Annotated in this window: 11 protein-coding genes and 2 pseudogenes; 8 read left to right on the plus strand and 5 right to left on the minus strand. The window is 70.7% G+C overall.

Going from position 1 to position 17,893, the window contains the following annotated elements; all coding sequences use genetic code 11:
* Positions 1 to 190: 190 nt before the first annotated feature.
* Positions 191 to 943 (minus strand): MerR family transcriptional regulator, encoded by a 753-nt coding sequence (locus ABZ807_RS25645; RefSeq protein WP_357162966.1) that lies wholly within the window; start codon positions 941 to 943, stop codon positions 191 to 193.
* 13 nt (positions 944 to 956) lie between these two features.
* Positions 957 to 2,339, minus strand: coding sequence for a serine hydrolase domain-containing protein (locus ABZ807_RS25650; protein WP_357162969.1), 1,383 nt, complete (start codon positions 2,337 to 2,339; stop codon positions 957 to 959).
* Between the two features lie 185 nt (positions 2,340 to 2,524).
* Between ABZ807_RS25650 and ABZ807_RS25655 the strand changes: the two genes are divergently transcribed.
* On the plus strand, positions 2,525 to 2,683 hold the full coding sequence (locus tag ABZ807_RS25655) for a hypothetical protein (RefSeq protein WP_357162972.1): 159 nt from the start codon (positions 2,525 to 2,527) through the stop codon (positions 2,681 to 2,683).
* Here ABZ807_RS25655 and ABZ807_RS25660 read toward each other — a convergent pair.
* Positions 2,670 to 3,710 carry a YafY family protein gene (locus tag ABZ807_RS25660; RefSeq protein WP_357162975.1) on the minus strand — a complete coding sequence of 347 codons (1,041 nt, stop codon included), beginning with the start codon at positions 3,708 to 3,710 and terminating at the stop codon, positions 2,670 to 2,672. The genes ABZ807_RS25655 and ABZ807_RS25660 overlap by 14 nt on opposite strands.
* A 74-nt stretch (positions 3,711 to 3,784) precedes the next feature.
* On the opposite strand from ABZ807_RS25660, the gene ABZ807_RS25665 reads away from it, so the two are divergent.
* From ABZ807_RS25665 to ABZ807_RS25690, 6 genes and pseudogenes are all read left to right on the plus strand, one after another.
* Positions 3,785 to 4,918, plus strand: coding sequence for an epoxide hydrolase family protein (locus ABZ807_RS25665; RefSeq protein ID WP_357163017.1), 1,134 nt, complete (start codon positions 3,785 to 3,787; stop codon positions 4,916 to 4,918).
* A gap of 91 nt (positions 4,919 to 5,009) precedes the next feature.
* A pseudogene (locus ABZ807_RS25670) lies at positions 5,010 to 6,077 on the plus strand (carboxyltransferase domain-containing protein); the annotation flags it as partial.
* A 327-nt stretch (positions 6,078 to 6,404) separates the two neighbouring features.
* Positions 6,405 to 6,638 carry a biotin/lipoyl-containing protein gene (locus tag ABZ807_RS25675; RefSeq protein ID WP_357163020.1) on the plus strand — a complete coding sequence of 78 codons (234 nt, stop codon included), beginning with the start codon at positions 6,405 to 6,407 and terminating at the stop codon, positions 6,636 to 6,638.
* Positions 6,635 to 7,951 carry an amidase family protein gene (locus ABZ807_RS25680; RefSeq protein WP_357162978.1) on the plus strand — a complete coding sequence of 439 codons (1,317 nt, stop codon included), beginning with the start codon at positions 6,635 to 6,637 and terminating at the stop codon, positions 7,949 to 7,951. The genes ABZ807_RS25675 and ABZ807_RS25680 overlap by 4 nt, the downstream gene beginning before the upstream one ends.
* Before the next feature lie 644 nt (positions 7,952 to 8,595).
* Entirely contained in the window at positions 8,596 to 9,402 is an 807-nt protein-coding gene (locus ABZ807_RS25685) for a serine protease (RefSeq protein WP_357162981.1), read from the plus strand.
* 250 nt (positions 9,403 to 9,652) lie between these two features.
* A complete protein-coding gene (locus tag ABZ807_RS25690; protein ID WP_357162984.1) occupies positions 9,653 to 12,436 on the plus strand; it encodes a BTAD domain-containing putative transcriptional regulator in 2,784 nt (927 codons plus the stop codon).
* Positions 12,437 to 12,456: 20 nt separating this feature from the next.
* Here the strand turns inward: ABZ807_RS25690 and ABZ807_RS25695 are convergent.
* Positions 12,457 to 12,624, minus strand: a pseudogene (locus ABZ807_RS25695) (WXG100 family type VII secretion target); the annotation flags it as partial.
* A gap of 314 nt (positions 12,625 to 12,938) precedes the next feature.
* Here ABZ807_RS25695 and ABZ807_RS25700 point away from each other — a divergent pair.
* A complete protein-coding gene (locus ABZ807_RS25700) occupies positions 12,939 to 14,573 on the plus strand; it encodes a protein kinase (protein ID WP_357162987.1) in 1,635 nt (544 codons plus the stop codon).
* A 377-nt stretch (positions 14,574 to 14,950) separates the two neighbouring features.
* Here the strand turns inward: ABZ807_RS25700 and ABZ807_RS25705 are convergent, their stop codons facing one another.
* On the minus strand, positions 14,951 to 17,734 hold the full coding sequence (locus tag ABZ807_RS25705; RefSeq protein WP_357162990.1) for a tetratricopeptide repeat protein: 2,784 nt from the start codon (positions 17,732 to 17,734) through the stop codon (positions 14,951 to 14,953).
* Positions 17,735 to 17,893 lie beyond the last annotated feature (159 nt).

Genomic DNA, 17,893 nt, shown 5'->3' on the forward strand with positions numbered 1-17,893 from the left:
GCACCGCGCGGCGAAACGGTAATCCACCCAGACGCCGTGTGTTCCACACGCAGCGTGGAGGGAATCTCCGTCCTTTAGGACGGAGAGAATGTCAATTGTGCCGTGAGTCGTGGACGGTGGGCCTCGGCGGCCTCGCCGGCTGATGGGAGGCATTCCGGGGGCTATCGTGACCCATGTCCTGGTGCCGGATTCAAGGGACTTCCTTCGCCAGTTCGGCGATCCGTGCCCAGGCCGGTGAGGAAGCGCCGGCCGCCACGCCGGCCAGCCGGGTGATTGTCGGGTTGGGCGGCGGCCCGGCGTCGGTGCTGCCGTCCTGTCCGGCGTACCATCGCCGGGTCCGTTCGGCCAGCGCGGGCAGGCGCGGATCGTCCGGTGACCAGTCGAAGGCGCCGTCGTAGTCGAGATACAGCGCGCGGAACTCGGGATCGGCGATGGCCGCCAGTTTGTCGGCGATCCATGCCGCCGCCAGCTCCGGCGCCACCGACTGCAGCAGGATCCACAGTTCGCGCTCGAGTAGTACGCTGCGCTCGCTGACCCCTATCTGGCGCAGCCGCTCCAGATAGCCGGTGACCTCTGCCGAGACGAACAGCCGGTCCCCGCTGTGGAGCTGGGCGATCCGCTGCCGGGTCCGGAGGATCTCCTCGGCTCGCCTCCGTAGGTTGCGGTCGATCTCGTCGAGCGCCGCGGTGAACCGCTCCGGGCCGGCCCCGAGCAGCTCCTTGATCCGGGCCAGCGGCACCCCGGCCTGGACCAGTGTCCTGATCTTGACGAGCTGGATCGCCTGCTCGGCGCCGTAGCGTCGGTAACCGGACGAGTCGCGTGGCGGCTCGGGCAGCAGGCCCCGGTCGTGGTAGACGCGCACCGCCTTGATTGTCACGCCCGCGTAGTCGGCGAGCTGGCCGATGGTCAACAGGTGCCGCCCGTCGGCCAGCTCGTCGCTCATGAACCGCATCGTGTCAGACGGACGAGCGCCGGGTCATCCGACCGCCGGCGCACCGGTACGCCGCCCCGCCGTGGTAGGACACCAGGTACTGCGACGGCAGCCCCTCCAACGGGATTCCAGCCGGGGCGAAGAGATCCTTCCCGATCGGCACGTAACGCAGCGGCGGCGCCGTGAACGAGCCACCAACGAAGCCGGTGAAGATCCGCTCCTGCACCTCGTCCGCTGGCTCGTAGGTCACCTGCTCCTCCAATCCGCCATCCACAACGCGCACGTCGACCCGGAGCTGGTTCGAGCGGTACGTCCCCGCGTACGGCTGAAGATCGACTGCCTCCGGCGCGTAGGCCGGCGTCTCCACCGTGCCGAACAGCCCGGCGAGCCAGAGCAGCAGCTCGTCGTGCAGCGCAAGCGCCCGCGAATCGTTGCCGTACGCGGCGAACACCAGGTCGTGCTCCGGCATGACGACCAGCACCGCCACTCCACCAGGCGAGGCCCCGGACATGGTCAGCACCGTCGTGCCGCCGAGTGACCGCACCAGCCAGCCGAGGCCGACGGGCGAGGTGTTCGGCGTACCCGGGTCGTACATGACCGACTGCATACGCGCGACCGACCTCGCCGACAGCACCCGCGTGCCCGACGGCACCATGCCGTCGCCGAGATGGACCCGCCCGAAGCCGAGCAGGTCCTCGATGGTGCCAATCGGCGTGCTGCCGGCCGGCCCCCACGTCTGCGGCAGCATGAACATGCCGGTCGGCCGGATGTCACCGGTGGTCGGATCGGGGAAGTGCCCGATTGCGGTGGAGCGCAGGATGGCCCGCTCGGCGGAGGTGCAGGCGCCGGTCATCCCGGCGGCCGCGAAGACGTCACGCTCGAGCAGTTCGTGGTATGGCCGCCCGGTCACCACCTCCAGCAGCCGGCCGGCGACGATCATGCCGCCGTTGGAGTAGCTGACGTACTCGCCCGGCTCGAAGAGAACGCCGCACTCGCGGCCGAGCCGCTCCAGGTAGATCTTGAGGGCGTCGCGGCCGACCGCGTCCGGGAAGAACAGGTCGGCGTCGATGCCGCTGGTGTGGGTGACGAGGTGGCGGACGCGGATCTTCTCGGCCGTGCCGGGCGCGGCCAGCCGGAACTCCGGCAGGTAGTCGACGACCGGCGCGTCGAGGTGGAGAGCGCCCCGCTCGACCTGCTGGAGCACCAGCGTCGTCGTCATGATCTTGGTGATGGACCCGAACAGGAAACTGGTGTCCTCGCCCATAGGTGCTCCGGTGGCGAGGTTCGCCACACCGTGAGCGACGACGGCCTGCTCTCCCGCGTGGTAGATGCCGGCGAGGAATCCGGGAACCTTGGTAGCCTCGCAGAAGTCGGCTGCCCGCTTGCTGATGTGTGCGATCTCGTTCATGTCATCGATCCTCGAACCCTGCCCCAGGGACAAGGTCAAGCCCCATTTTGGCGGCGTCGCCGATCTCGCCCGAGTCGACATGAGGCCGTCGGGCACCCGGGCCTCTGCTCGGCCGGGCAGCCGCCGCCGGCCTGATCACCGCCAAGGCCGCCGATCTGATCAGCGCGACTCGCTTCGGCGACGCATTGATCGAGCACCTGGCCGCCGAGCAGGGCGTGACCGCGCCGGTCCTGCGGATGTGCCGCCGCCCCGCCGAACGCATCGTGGCCGCAGCCGTCACGCGTGGCGACCTGTCCGGCCCGATCCGCTCGTCTCGCCGACGAAAAGCCGCTATGGCGGTCTGACAACGTGGTCGAGGTTCGGGGCCGTTTCCGTCTCGGTCGCCCTGTCACGGCGAAACTCGTCGTCGCGTACCGGGTCGTTGGTCACGGCCTCGGCGAGTCGGGCGGTGAGGTGTCGGATGTGTGTGACGAGTTCGGGTGGTTGGTGGATCTGGAAGCGGAAGCCGAACGATGTGACGTAGATGGCGATTTCGTCGAGGGAGTTGGATCCGGTGTGCAGGAGGCAGGTGTGCGGGTCGACGGCTTCGATGACACCGACGGTGGGTGGGATGCGTTCGGCGGCGGCCTCTGCTGGCGCGTGCAGGGTGATCCGGGCCTGGTAGCGGTAGGGCGCGGTGGAGACCCCGCGGGTGAGGTAATCGGCGAGGTCGACGTCGGGTGCCGGTCGGGGGGTGAAGCGGGGGCCGGTGGGGATGCGGGGGCGGATCCGGTCGACCCGGTAGGTGCGCCAGTCGCGCCGGTCGGTGTCCCAGCCGACCAGGTACCAGCGTCGGCCGGTGTGGACCAGCCGGTGCGGTTCGGTGTCGCGTAGCGAGTTAGCGCCGTCGTGGCGTTGGTAGTCGAAGCGGAGCCGCTGCTGCTCGCGGCAGGCGGCAGCGAGGACGGTCAGCACGTCCGGGTCCACGGTGGGGCCGGTGGTGGGGACCGTGACGGTGACCGAGTGCAGCAAGTTGACACGGTGCCGTACGCGCGACGGCAGTACCTGTTCGAGCTTGGCCAGTGCGCGTAGCGAGGTTTCCTCGATGCCGGTGACCGTGCCGCTGGCAGCGGTACGCAGGCCGATGGCGACGGCGACGGCCTCCTCGTCGTCGAGCAGCAGCGGCGGGAGCTTCGTTCCGGCGCCGAGCCGGTAGCCGGCGGCGCCGGGGGTGGCGTGCACCGGGTAGCCGAGGTCGCGCAGTTTCTGGATGTCGCGGCGCACGGTCCGCACGTCGACCTCTAGGCGTTGCGCCAGATCGGCGCCGGTCCAATCGCGCGGGGTTTGCAGCAGCGAGAGCAGGCGCAGCAGCCGGGCGGAGGTTTCCAACATGCCGCAAGTCTGCCAGGAAGTTAGGACCGAACCTGCCCTAGCTGCCTCGTAGCGTGATGCTCATGAGCGAACAGATCACCCCGTTCCGGATCGAGATTCCCCAGGACCGCCTCGACGACCTGCGTCACCGGCTCGCCCACACCCGTTGGCCGGACGAGCTGCCCGGCGTCGGCTGGGAGGCCGGGGTGCCGCTGGACTACCTGAAAGACCTGGCCGACTACTGGCAGACCAAGTACGACTGGCGCGCCCACGAGGCACAGCTGAACGAATTTCCCCAGTTCACCACCGTCATCGACGGACAGAACGTGCACTTCCTGCATGTGCGTTCGCCCGAGCCGGACGCACTGCCGCTCGTCATCACCCACGGCTGGCCCGGATCGGTCGTGGAGTTCATGAAGATCATCGGACCGTTGACCGATCCCGCCCGACACGGCGGTGATCCCGCCGACGCCTTCCACGTCGTGGCCCCGTCACTGCCCGGCTTCGGCTTTTCCAGCCCGCTCGCCGGCCCAGGCTGGCACACCAGCCGAGTGGCCAACGCCTGGGCCGAGCTGATGAAACGTCTCGGCTACCACCGCTACGGCGCCCAAGGCGGCGACACCGGAGCGATCGTCTCCCCCGAACTCGGCCGCATCGACCCCGATCACGTGATCGGCGTGCACGTCAACAACCTGGGCACCTTCCCCTCCGGCGATCCGGCCGAGCTGGTCGGCCTCACCGAGGCCGACCAGGCCCGCCTCGCGCTCATGACGACCTGGGGCCGGGACATGAGCGGGTATGCCATCGTCCAGTCGACCCGGCCGCAGACGATCTCCTTCGCCCTCACCGATTCACCGGTCGGCCAACTGGCGTGGATCGTCGAGAAGTTCAAGGAATGGACCGATCCGAACGCCGCCCTACCCGACGACGCTGTCGACCGCGACCTGATCCTCACCGACGTCTCGGTCTACTGGCTGACCAGCACAGCCGGATCCGCCGCCCGCATCTACTACGAAGACGCCCGCACCTGGGGCCAGGCCAAGCCACGTTCAGGGGTACCGACGGGGGTGGCGGTGTTCCCCAACGACATCACCATCCGGCCCCTCGCCGAACGTGACCACAACGTGGTGCACTGGTCCGAGTTCGACCGCGGCGGGCACTTCGCCGCCATGGAAGCACCCGACCTTCTGGTCGGTGACGTGCGGGAATTCTTCCGCCAGTTCCGCTGACGGCCCCCAAACAGGGCGGGTGAAGATGCTGGTCAGGTAGCCCTTCACGGTCCCTCGGACGTCTGCGCACGCGGCGCCGGAGTTCTTTACCCGCGCCGACGTCGAGCAGCTCTATGCCAGCCGCTACGAGGTGCACTTCAACTCCGCCCGCACCGGTGTCCGGCTCGTGGGCCCCAGGCCCACGTGGGCCCGCCGTGACGGCGGGGAGGCCGGACTGCACCCCTCGAACATCCACGACACGGCGTACTCCGTCGGAGCCTTGGACTTCACCGGCGACACCCCGATCCTCCTGGGGCCCGACGGTCCCAGCCTCGGCGGCTTTGTCTGCCCCGTCACCGTGGTGTCCGCCGACCGTTGGAAGCTGGGTCAGCTCCGGCCGGGCGATACCGTCGCGTTCGTGCCGGTGCGCGGCGAGGCCGCCGCCTCGCCGCGGCTGCTGGACCTGCCGGCGTACTTCCCCGGCGGAGACGGGGACGACGGCGTGCTGCGCCGGCTCGACGGCGACCCTGCGGTCACCTACCGCCGCCAGGGCGACGACGCCGTCCTCGTGGAGTACGGCGACATCGTGCTCGACCTCGCCCTGCGGGCCCGGGTACACGCACTCCACACGGCGCTGGCCGGGCGGGGCCTGCCCGGGGTCCTCGACCTGACGCCCGGCATCCGGTCGCTGCAGGTGCATGTGGACCCTGACGTGCTGCCGCTGCCGGCGCTGCTCGACCTGCTGGTCGAGGCCGAGGGGTGCCTGCCCGCCACCACCGACCTGGTGGTCCCGAGCCGGCAGGTGCGCCTGCCGCTGAGCTGGGACGACCCGGCGACACGGGAGGCGATCGCCCGCTACATGGCCGGCGTGCGGGACGACGCGCCCTGGTGTCCCTGGAACATCGAGTTCATCCGGCGGATCAACGGTCTGGCCTCCGTCGACGACGTGTACCGCACCGTGTACGACGCCGAGTACCTCGTCCTCGGCCTCGGGGACGTCTACCTCGGCGCGCCGGTGGCCACCCCGCTCGACCCGCGGCACCGGCTCGTGACGACGAAGTACAACCCCGTCCGCACCTGGACGGCGGAGAACTCCGTGGGCATCGGCGGCGCCTATCTGTGCATCTACGGCATGGAGGGCCCGGGCGGGTACCAGTTCGTCGGACGCACCACCCAGGTGTGGCGCACGCATCCGGCTCCGGGGGAGGACCCGTGGCTGCTGCGGTTCTTCGACCGGATCAGCTGGTACCCCGTCGAGCCCCAGGAGCTCCTCGACCTGCGCGCCGACCTCGCCGCCGGCCGCACCGGCCTCGACGTCACCGAGGGCACCTTCTCGCTCGCCGAACACGAGCGGTTCCTGCGCGACAACGCCGAGCCGATCGCCGCCTTCCGGGCGACGCAGGCGTCCGCGTTCGACGCGGAGCGCCGGGCCTGGGAGGAGGCCGGGGAGTTCGATTGGGCCGAGGCCGCGGCCGCAGTCGAGGTGGCGAGCGCGGCGGACGTGGTCGTGCCCGAGGGTGGCGCCCGCGTGGACGCGCCGTTCGTCGCCAACGTGTGGAAGGTGGAGGTCGCCGTGGGCGACGTCGTGGAGGAAGGGCAGACCCTGGTGGCACTGGAGGCCATGAAGATGGAGACGTACGTCGCCGCGCCGTCCGCCGGCGTCGTCACCGCCGTGCCCGCGAGCCCGGGAGCGCAGGTCGCGCCAGGCGACGCCCTCGTCGTGCTGGGACGGGCCTCGTGAGCGCCCGCCCCGAGGCCTTCATCGTCCGCCGCGACGCGGCTGAGGTGGAGGCGGAGCTCTCCGCGTCCTCCGGGCCCCTGGCCGGTCTCCGGCTCGCGGTGAAGAACAACGTCGACGTGGCCGGCTTCCCCACAACGGCCGCATGCCCGGCGTACGCCACCGGGCCCGCGGGTAGCGACGCCGTGGCGGTCGCCCGGCTCCGCGCCGCCGGCGCCACCGTGGTCGGTGTGACCAACCTCGACCAGTTCGCCACCGGGCTCGTCGGTCAGCGCAGCCCCTACGGCGGTGTCCGCGACGCCTGCCGCGCGACGCACGTGTCCGGCGGGTCGAGCTCCGGCTCAGCGGTCGCCGTGGCCCTGGGCGCCGCCGACATCGCCATCGGCACCGACACCGCTGGGTCCGGCCGGGTGCCGGCCGCCTTCCAGGGGATTGTCGGCATCAAGCCGACGCTCGGCGTGGTGTCGGTGGAGGGCGTCGTCCCCGCCTGCCGGTCCTGGGACGCGGTGACGATCTTCGCCCGTGACCTGGACACCGCCGACGCCGCGATGGCGGCGATGGCAGGTGGCCCCGGCACGCGTCGCTGGCCCGCCGACGCCCCGCTCGCCGTGCCGGCCGCGGCTCGGGTCGCGGTCCTCGGCGAGCTGCCCGCGATGGCTCCCGGCTGGGCTGAGGCATTCCGGGCGGCGGCCGACCGGCTCCGCTCGGACGGGTGCGTCGTGGACGCGATCCCCTTTGCCTCGTTCCTGGCAGCGGCCCGGCTGCTCTACGACGGCGGGCTGGTCGCGGAGCGGCACGTCGCGGTCGGCGCGTTCGTCGACGCCCACCCCGAGCTGGTCGACCCGGCGGTCGGCGGGATCATCTCGCGGGCGGGTGAGGTCAGCGGCTCCACCCTGGTGCGCGACCTGGCCCGCCTCGAGTGTTGCGCACCGAGTGCCTCGGTCTCCTCGACGGGTTCGACGCGCTGCTGGTCCCGACCGCGCCCTTCCAGCCGACCGTCGCCGAGGTCGTCGCCGAGCCGGTGGCCGCCAACTCCCGGGTCGGCACCTACACCAACTTCTGCAACCTCTTCGACCTGTGCGCGGTCGCGGTGCCGTCGGGCACGGTCGACGAGGGGCCGGCCGGAGTGGCCCAGTTCGGGGTCACCGTGGTCGCGCGGGCGTTCCACGATGCCGTGGCGCTGGACCTGGCACGCCGGGTCATGCTGCTCACGCCGCCTCCGCAGGAGTACGCCGGCGGCGTGGCCCCGCTGCCGGAGCGGCCGCTCCCGTGGCCCGCCACGATCATCGACGGGGGAGTGGAGGCCGTCGAGCTGATCGTCGTCGGCGCCCACCTCGTGGGGCAGCCGCTCGAGCAGGAGCTGCGCTCGCTCGGGGCGCGGTGGCTCGGACCGGCACGGACGGCCCCGGCGTACTCGCTCGCCGCGCTCGACACCACGCCACCCAAGCCGGGGCTCACCCGCGTCGGCGGCGACGGCGTCTCCGTCGACGGAGAGCTCTGGGCACTCTCCGTCGGTGCGCTGGGCAGGTTCCTGACGGCGCTTCCCGCGCCGATGAACCTCGGCCGGTCGAGCTCGACGACGGCCGCTGGGTGGTCGGGTTCGGGTGCGCCGCGGACGCAGCGGCCGCCGGTGAGGACATCACCGCCCACGGCGGCTGGCGCGCCTGGCTGGCGGCGCGGGCCTGAGCCCGCTGTCCACGTCCGAGCTCACAGCCGACGGCCATCCGGCAGGCTGCCGACTCGGCCGGCGGCTGCACGTCGTAGGAGACGGCACAAGTCTGTGCGGTCGGACAGCGGCGGGATGCCGCGAAGGACGTCTCCCGCAGGGACACCGGAGAGGCGGCACGGAAAGTGCTCAAGATCGATGAACGATGCGGTACCGCCGGACGTCATCGATATCGCGGTGCGTCACTTCGCCGAGCGCATCGCGTAGCCAACGATACCTTGAAGGGAAGTGAACATGGCAAGCAGACGCATCGCGCGCGTTGGTCTGGCCATCGGGGTTATGGCCCTGTCGCTGCTCGCCGGCGCCTCGCCCGCATCTGCCATCATCGCCGGCCACGACGCCACTACGAACTATCCGGCCATGGGCTCGCTGCAGGAGCTCCAGTCCGGGGGTGGCTTCGACCACGCCTGCGGCGCCACCCTCGTGCACCCGCTGTACGCCGTCACTGGAGCGCACTGCGTCACCAACTACCCCGACGGGACAGCCAAGGATCCCGACACGTTCCGGGTACGGTTCGGCTCAACGGACCGTACCGTCGGCGGGACGCTGGTATCCGTCGCCCAGGTGATCCCCCATCCGGACTGGAACTGGTTCAACGGTGGCACCGGCCAGCCCGCGTCCGATCTGGCGATGTTGCGCCTGAGCGCCCCGGTGACCACGATCCCGTTCATCATCGCGCGGCCGAGCGGCTCGCCGCCCGCCGTCCGCATCATCGGCTGGGGCAAGACAACGCCCGACGCCAGCGGCCCCTATCCCACGATTCTGCAGGAGGACAACACGTTCATCCTGCCGAACTCGGAGTGCGCCGCCGCAGGCATCACCGCCGGGGAGTTGTGCGTCGACAGCCACGGCGGACACGGTATCTGTCTCGGCGACAGCGGCGGGCCTGCTCTGCAGGAGCTTTCGCCGCACATCTGGCTGGCGCTGGGAACCGTCAGCCGGGGCGCGGGGACCGCGTGCGGCGATGCGGTCATCGTCTTCACCGACCTGGCGTACTACGGGCCGTGGATTCTGCACGTGGTGTTGACCGGCCAACCGTAGCGATCACCCGCCCGGGTGCCGGTGGAACGGTTCCACCGGCACCTCGGCGTTGATGACAGCTGCATCAACAATGCTTGACGTTCGATCAGAAGGCTCGGCGACGCAGGTTCGCGGACTCTTCGCACAGGGCTGAAGCTTCGGCCGTACCCGGAGGGCTGCTCTGGCCGCCGACATGGGTTCGGTTTGTCGTGGGCAAGCCGCCATACTCATGGCTGATGTCCACCGGACATGCACGGTGATTTCATGACTCATGTCCAACGACGCCGTCCGGTTCTCGCTTCTCGGTCCGGTGCGCGCTTGGCGGGGCGACGACGAGATCGATCTCGGAGCGCCACAACAACGCGCGGTGCTGGCGCTGCTCATGGCGTACGCGGGACAGCCGGTGACCATGGCGCAGTTCATCGACGCCCTGTGGCACGAGGAGCCGCCGCTGTCCGCCGTCAACGCGGTCCACCGCAGCATCGGGCTGCTGCGGAGGGCGCTGGAGCCGACCCTGTCGCCCCGTGACCCCGGCCAATGGCTCAGCCGGTCCTCGGCGGGATATCAGCTCGCCGCCACCGCCGGCAGCCTCGATCTGCTGCGCCTTCGGGCGCTCGCCGACCAGGCGCGTACCGCGCCCGCCCCCGAAGCGGTGACGCTGTTCTCGCAGGCCCTGCGCCTCCGGCTCGGTCCGTGCGGCAGCGGGCTCGAACCGGGTCTGCTCGGCCATCCAGTGTTCGTCGCGCTGGAACACGAGATTCTCGCCGTCGCCCGTGAGGCCGCCGATACCGCGGTCGCCCACGGCGAAGCCCGGCAGCTCCTCGCGCCCATCCGCCGGCTCGCCGCGGAACACCCGCTCGACGAGGCCCTCGCGGCCCGACTCGTCCGCCTGCTCGCGGCCACGGGGCTCCAGGCCGACGCGATAACAACCTATGCCCGGGTACGCGAACGGCTGGCCGACGAGTTGGGCGTGAGCCCCGGCGTCGAGTTGCGGGCGGCGTACGAGCACGTCGTGCGGTCCGAGACGGTGGGCTCCGAACCGGAGCCGCCGACGGCGGGCAGCCGTCCACGGCAGCTGCCCGCCGACTTGCCGACCTTCGTCGGACGGGACGCCGAGATGGCTGCGGCCCTGGCGCTCGCCCCGGCCGACGGGCCGGCCCCCACCGTCGTGATCACTGCGATCGGCGGGATGGCCGGGGTCGGCAAGACCACCCTCGCCATCCGCTGGGCGCACTCCGAGGCCGCTCGCTATCCCGACGGCCAGCTCTACGTCAACTTGCGCGGCTTCGGCCAGGCCGAGGAGGTCATGTCCGCCACCGAGGCGATCACCGGATTCCTGGAGGCACTCGGCGTCCGACGCCAGGCCATGCCGAGCAGCCTCGACGCACTCGCCGCGCTCTATCGCAGCACCATCGCCGACCGCCGGATGCTCATCCTCCTGGACAACGCGCGGGACGAGGAACATGTCCGTGGGCTTCTTCCGGGTACGCCCGGTTGCCTGGTCATCGTCACCAGCCGCAATCCGTTGCGCGGCCTCGTGGCCCGGGACGGGGCGCACCCGCTGCGACTCGACGTTCTGACGCCGGCGCAGTCCCGCGACTTCCTCACCACACGACTGGGCGCGCCGGCAGTGGATCGGGAGCCGCACGCCGTCGACGCCATCGTCGACCGTTGCCGGGGACTGCCGCTGGCTCTGGCGATCGTGGCGGCGCGGGCGCTCAGCCACAGACCCTTGTCCCTCGCCGCGGTCGCCGACGACCTGCGCGCCGCCGCCGGGCTGGCCGACCTCACCGGGTTCGATCCGGCCAGCAACGCCCGGACCGTCTTCTCATGGTCGTACCAGATCCTCTCCGCCGACGCGGCACGGCTGTTCCGGCTCATGTCGCAGATACCCGGCACGGACATCACTGTGGCTGCGGCGGCGAGCCTGTGCGGGCTGACCAGGGACGAAGTCGCCCCGCTCGTCAGCGAGCTGACGCTGTCCGGGCTCGTCGGCGAGGGCAGCTACGGCCGATACACCCAGCACGACCTGGTCCGCGCGTACGCCGGTGAGCTGATCGACGCCGCCGAAGCGGCCGAAGCCCGGCGACGTGTGCTCGACCACTACTACCAGTCGCTGGACGCGGCCGAGGCGCTGCTCGTCCAACCCCCGCTCACCACGTCGTCGCCGCCCCGGACCGGGGTGACGCCGGAACAGTTCGCGTCGTCGGCGGCCGCGACCGCCTGGATCGCCGCGGAACAGCAGACCCTGTACGCCGCGATCCGGCGGGCGACCTCCGCCGGCGACCACGCGTACGCGGTGGGGTTGAACCTGCTTCTGGTACGCCACTTCCTCAGCAGCGCGCCGTTGGCCGTCGCCGCCTCCCTGCTCCAGCTCGGCATCGACAGCATGGGGTCCGGCGCCGATCCCCTGGACGAGAAGCGCCTCCGGGACGGGCTTGCCACGGCGCTGGCGAAACTGGGCAGGTTCGACGACGCCATCAAGGAACTGGAGCGTTCTCGGCTCCTGGAGGCCGAGCACGGTGACCTCACCGCCCAGGCGGCGACGATGATGACGATGGCCCGCATCCTGTACTTGCAGGGGGCCTGGGCCCGGTCCCTCCTGCTGCTCGACGAGTGCGTCTTGATGTATGTCGAGGCAGGGAACCAGCGTGGCCAAGCGCGTGCGCTCAGCGCCAAGGGCTGGGTGCACACGGAGAACGGCGACCACGAGGCGGCGTTGGCGGCCTGTGAACGGGCCCTCGCCGCCTATCAAGACCTGCTCGACCCGGCGGGCGAGGCCGCCACGTGGCACAGCATCGGCCACACCCGGTTCCAGCTCGGCAAGTACGCCGAAGCGGAGGAGGCGTACAACCACGCGATCGAGCTGTGCCACCGGTCCGACGATCGTGACCTGGTGGCTCAGGTGCTGGAGAGTCTGGGTGACATCTACGCGGCCACCGGCGGCTCGGCGCGGGCGCGCACGGCGTACGAGCAGGCTCTATCCATAAAGGAGGATCTGGGGCTGCCGACGGCCGGCGCGGTGCGGGCAAAGCTCGCAGCGCTGAGGCCGTAGGCCTCAGACAGTGCCGGGGGCTAGCCGCAGCTGTCTTCCCAGATCTGGCGGGCGCGCTGTTCGGTGGTGCCGTAGTTGTCGGAGATGTTGAGCAGGGTGGAGCGGGCGGTCTCGAGGTGGACGGTCATCTGCTGGGCGGCGATGTTCCAGGCGGCTTTGGCCACGGTGTAGTGCTCGCGGGCGTCACCGGCCCGCGAGCCTGATTCTCACTCCCTCCACCAGAGCGGCCCGAAGGTTGCTTCGGGCCGCTCTGTGCTGTTGGCTGACGATTGCGCCGATCGCACTGAGGAGCGTGAATGTAATCACTCCGTGTCACGATGTGGGACGGAACGTGCGCGGCGCGGCCTCCGACGTACCGGGCGCGCGCCGCTGATCGGCGGCCGAAGACGTCGGCACGGAGTCGTCAACATCCGATCGACGCCTGCTGGACAAGCATTTGGCGAGGGTCGGCCGGAGCCGGTTGCCGGTAACGTTGTGGGCCGTGGCCGATACCGATGCCGTCGTGATCGCGAGTCGTTACCGCTTGGTGCGTACCCTCGGCGAGGGTGGCATGGGCCGGGTGTGGGCCGCGCGCGACGAGTTGCTCGGCCGGGACGTGGCACTCAAAGAAGTCGTGCTGGAGCGCGGGCTGAGCCGGGACGAGATGGAGGAGTCGCGCCAGCGCGCGATCCGTGAGGCCCGGTCGATCGCCCGGATCGGGCATCCCAATGTCGTCGGCATCTTCGACGTCGTCACCGACAGCGGTTCGCCGTGGATCGTGATGGAACAGGTCGAGTCCCGGTCGCTGTTCGAAGTGATCCGGGACGACGGCCCCGTGCCACCGCGGGAGGTGGCGCGGGTCGGGCTGAGCGTGCTCGCCGGGTTGCGGGCGGCGCACGAGGCGGGAGTGTTGCATCGCGACGTCAAGCCCGCCAACGTGTTGCTGGCGACGGGCGGCCGGATCGTGCTCACCGACTTCGGGCTCGCGACCGCGAGCGGGGACTCGGGCATCACGCGTTCCGGAATCCTGCTGGGTTCCCCGTCGTACCTCGCGCCGGAACGTGCGCTGGACGAGAACACCAGCCCGGCCAGTGACCTGTGGTCGCTCGGCGCGACGCTGTACGCCGCGGTGGAGGGCCAGCCGCCGTATGAGAAGTCGACGCCGGTGGCGACTCTGGCGGCCCTGGCCACCGAGCCGCCACGGCCGGCGCAGCGAGCCGGAGTGATGGGTCCGGTGCTGGACGCGCTGCTGACCCGGGACCCGGCCGAGCGTGCCGACGCCGCGACCGCCGAACGGCTGCTGCGAGCCGCTGCCGAGGGTGTGGAGCCGGAACCGGTGGGAGCGGCCGAGCCGACGGAGCCGGGGGAGAAGGAAAGCGAGGCCGACAGCGAGCCGAGCCCCGGCGAAGGCGGCTCTGTCGTAAGAGGAACCGCGACCGCCGTGGTGGTCAAGCTGAGGCGGCCGCGGCGGCAGCGGTTGTGGGCCGCGGTCGGTGGGACGCTGGTGATCGCCGCGGTCGCCGTACTGCCCGCCATGGCCAGTGATCTGGCCGGCGGAAAGACACCGGCGAGGACCGCCGACGAGCCTTCGACGGGCACGGAGATCGTCGTGGTGGAACCGACGCCGTCGTCGTCAGATCTGTTGGTTCTCTCGTCCGCCACCGCCTCTCCCGACCCGACGGCGACTCCCAAGGTGCCGGGAGGCCCGGCGACGGCGCCTCCCAAGGTGCCGGGACGCCCGGCGACGTCGGCCGCGCCGTCGAGCCGGCCCACGGCTTCGCCGCTCGGCCCGGCCGTCGGCCGTCAGTTCAAGGGCATGCAGACCGCGACCTGCCTGCAGTTGAACACCGCAACCGGGGCGATCGAGTTGTGGCGTTGCGACGGCCGGGGCGCGCAGAAGTTCGACCTGCGAGCCGACCGCACCCTGCGGGTGCTCGGGCGGTGCGTGCAGATCGAGGGCACCACCGACGGCGCTCGTCTGGGCACCGGCGACTGCACCGGCGAACTCGCCCAGCAGTTCGACTACAACACCTCCTACGACCTGGTCAATCTCCAGGTCGTCAAGTGCGTCGACGTGACCGACGGCAAGCCCGGCAACGGTGTGCCGGCGCAGGTGTGGGAGTGCACCGGCAACGGCAACCAGAAGTGGTGGCACTGAAAGCTGAGGCTGCTGCAAGCCCGTGCGGCAGAACTCGACCGGGCGGTACGGCTCTGCGAGCAGGCCGCCACGACAGGGAGCCTCCCGCAGTGGAAGCGGGAGGCTCCTTCAACTGAAGAAGTCCCGCCCCTCCAATCGGTGCGGCCGATGGTGGGGCGGGGCTGTGTGGTTCGGGATCAGCCGTCTGCCATGCGGTCGCGCCGGACCGGGTCCGTGCCGCCGGGCCGGCTCGGCACGTGTGCGTACGCGAAGACGGTGGTGGCAGCAGCACGAGTGCCCATGACGGTCCTCCCCTGAGATGAGGTGGCCGAGCCACCTCGAGCTGGGAAGAACGTAAGCCCCCGCTTGTGGAGAAAAACTTGGCGCGAGTCGCCTCGTCAGGGCTCCGGCGAAGCAAGCTTCCGCCGGACGGCCTCCGCGTCGTGATGATCGAGGTCCTCCAAGATCGCAAGCGCCTGCTGCCACGATCGACGCGCTGACGGCAGATCGTTCAGGGCGGCGTACGCGTCGGCCCGATGGGTCAACGCCGTCGCCTCACCGTACCGTTCTCCGACCTCCCGGGCGATCTCGAGCGACCGGCTGAAGCAGTCGAGCGCATCCTCGTTCTGCCCCAGCTTTTGCAGCGCGAAGCCCAGGCTGTCCCAGGTCGACGACTGATTATTGCGGTCGCCCAGCTCCTCGAAGACCGGCAGCACCTGCCGGCACAGATCCCGTGCACGTTCGTAGTCGCCGAGCTGGGCGTGCTCCCATCCGGCGGCGCTCAACGCGTTGGCCAGGGACAGCCGCTCACCCGGATCCCCGCGGAACAGCTCCGCCGCGCGTTCGGCGTGCGACAAAGCTTCCTGGTGGCGCTGACGCTGGTCGTACGCCATCCCCAGCGACATGTGCACACGGCCCTCACCGATCAGATCCCCGAGCCGCCGGTGGATGCCGAGAGCGGTGTCCAGATCTTCGACGGCCTCGTCGAACCGGCTCAACAGGATCAGCGGGTACGCCCGCACGCGCCGGGCGAATGCCTCGGCGGCGAGGTCGCCCAGCCGTTGGACTGATCGCACCACCGCGGATTGAATGTCGATCTCGTCGAGCCAACCGGTGCGGGCCCGCCGGACATCGGCCAGAGCCCAGCCGAGCTGCCAGACACGTGCGTCGAAACCGTGAGCCTCCGCCAAGGCGATAGCCGCCCGCAGAACACGTTGCTCATTCCTGCACCAGTCGACGGCACCACCGCGCGCGGTCAGATCGGTCGGTGTCACACCTTCGAGCGGCGCCTCGATCGGCGGCGGCTTCCGATAGGGACTCACCAGACGGTCAGCCGCGTACGCCGTCTGCGCGTAATGATCGAGAAGCCTGGCAACCGCCTGTCGCCTCAGCTGCTCCGAATCGATCTGCTCGGCGACCTCTGCCGCGTACGACCGCAGTAGGTCATGCATCGCGTAGCGGTCCCCGGGCTGTTCGGTGACGAGTCCGGCAGCGACCAGATCGGCGAGAAACTCCCGTGCCGCGCCCGGCGTGGCACCTGCCAGGCTGGCCGCGGCGTCGGCGGAGATGTCGGGCGCCGGATGCAGTCCCAGCAGCCGGAACATCCGGGCCGGCGCGGACGCCAGCTGCCGGTAGGACCAGGAGAACACGGCGCGGATGTCGGCCTGCGGGTCGCCTGCGGACAGCGTGTCCAGCCGCCGGGTGGCGTCGCGCAGTCCGGCACTGATCTCGCCCAGCCGCACGTCGGGATGGGTCGCGGCGTGGGCTGCCACGATGGTCACGCCGAGCGGAAGACCGGCGCAGGCCGCGAGGATCTCGTCAACCGCCGCAGATTCGGCCCGCATCCGCTCGTCGTCGAGGCGTACCGAGAGCAAGCGGCGGGACTCGTTGTCCGGCATGGCCGCGAGCACGACCGGCCAGGCTCCCTGGGAAACAACCAGCCCCGCCAGCCGATCGCGGCTGGTGACGATGACCATGCTGGTCGCCGTCCCGGGCAGCAGCGGGCGCACCTGCTCCGTGTCCCGGGCATTGTCGAGCAGCAGAAGGAATCGTCGACCGGCCACTTTGCTCCGGAACAGGGCGGCCTGCGCGTCCAGATCCTGCGGAATGGTGGCCGGGGCGACTCCGAGCGCCTCCAAGAACGACCGCAGGATGTCACTGGGATGGACCGCCACGTCGCCGGGGCCGAATCCGCGCAGATCGGCGTACAGCTGGCCGTCGGGGAACTGCGTGGCGACCTGGTGAGCGAGGTGCAGCGCGAGCGAGGTCTTGCCGATTCCCGCCATTCCGCCGATCGCGGTGATGACCACGAACGGGCCGTTCTGCATGCGGGCCTGAACGGTCGCGATCTCGGCCGCCCGGCCGACGAAGACGGGGAGGCCTATCGGAAGCTGCGCCGGTCGGGGCAGCGGGCGTGACAGGCCCGCCGTGGCGGCGGGTGGCCGTAGCACCGCGTCCCGCGCACCCACCAGCTCGCCACCGGGATTCAGCCCGAGTTCGTCGCGCAGTTTGGCCCGCACCTTGTCGAACCGCTCCAGCGCATCGGTCTGCCGGCCCGACTCGGCCAGCAGGCGGACTACCCGCGCCTGCAGCGGCTCATCGAGGACGGCTCGATCCGCCGCGAGCTCCACCAGCGAGAGGAGCGTGGCATCAGGGCGTCCAGGAAGCGTCGCGTCCGCGGCCTCCCGGGCCGCCATGACATATTCGCGGTCGATCGCCGTGAAGACCGGCCTCTCCCGGACGTCCGCGCTCACACCTTCGGCGGCCGTGCCGCGCCACAACCTCAAGGCTTCCGCGAAGCGGGCAACCGGGTCGCCGTCCTGCCCGTGCGCCTGCTCGACCAGGCGGCGAAACCGCAGCAGATCAGAAGTCTCGGCGTCCGCCCGCAGCCGGTAGCCACCACCCGCGCGCGTGAGCCAGCTACCCGGCTCCCGCGGGGCCAGCTGCGGCTCCAGCGCCCGGCGGAGGTACCCGATGCTTCGATGGACCGTGTTCACGGCCGAATCCGGCGGGTCCTGCCACCACAAGCTGTCGACGATCTCGGCGATCCGCACCGGCTGTCCGGCGTGAGCGAGCAGGACCGCCAGCACCGCCCGCTGTTGTGGCGCCCCGAGATCGAGTTCCCGCTCGCCGTCCCACACCCGAACCGGGCCCAGCAGGGTGAACCACAAGCTGTCCAGCACCCGCTCCGCTCCTTTGACCTGCTACTGGTCTCGTGCCCAGGCTAGTCGGACCCTCACGGGCATCGCTGCCCTCGCGCTGGGATCCACTCCTTCTCGCTTCTCGGGTACGCCCGGACGGACGAGCCCAGCCGGTCGTCCGGTAGGTGACAAATCCGCGAA

It is taken from the genome of Micromonospora sp. NPDC047548, from assembly GCF_040642975.1.
Lineage (GTDB): Bacteria > Actinomycetota > Actinomycetes > Mycobacteriales > Micromonosporaceae > Micromonospora.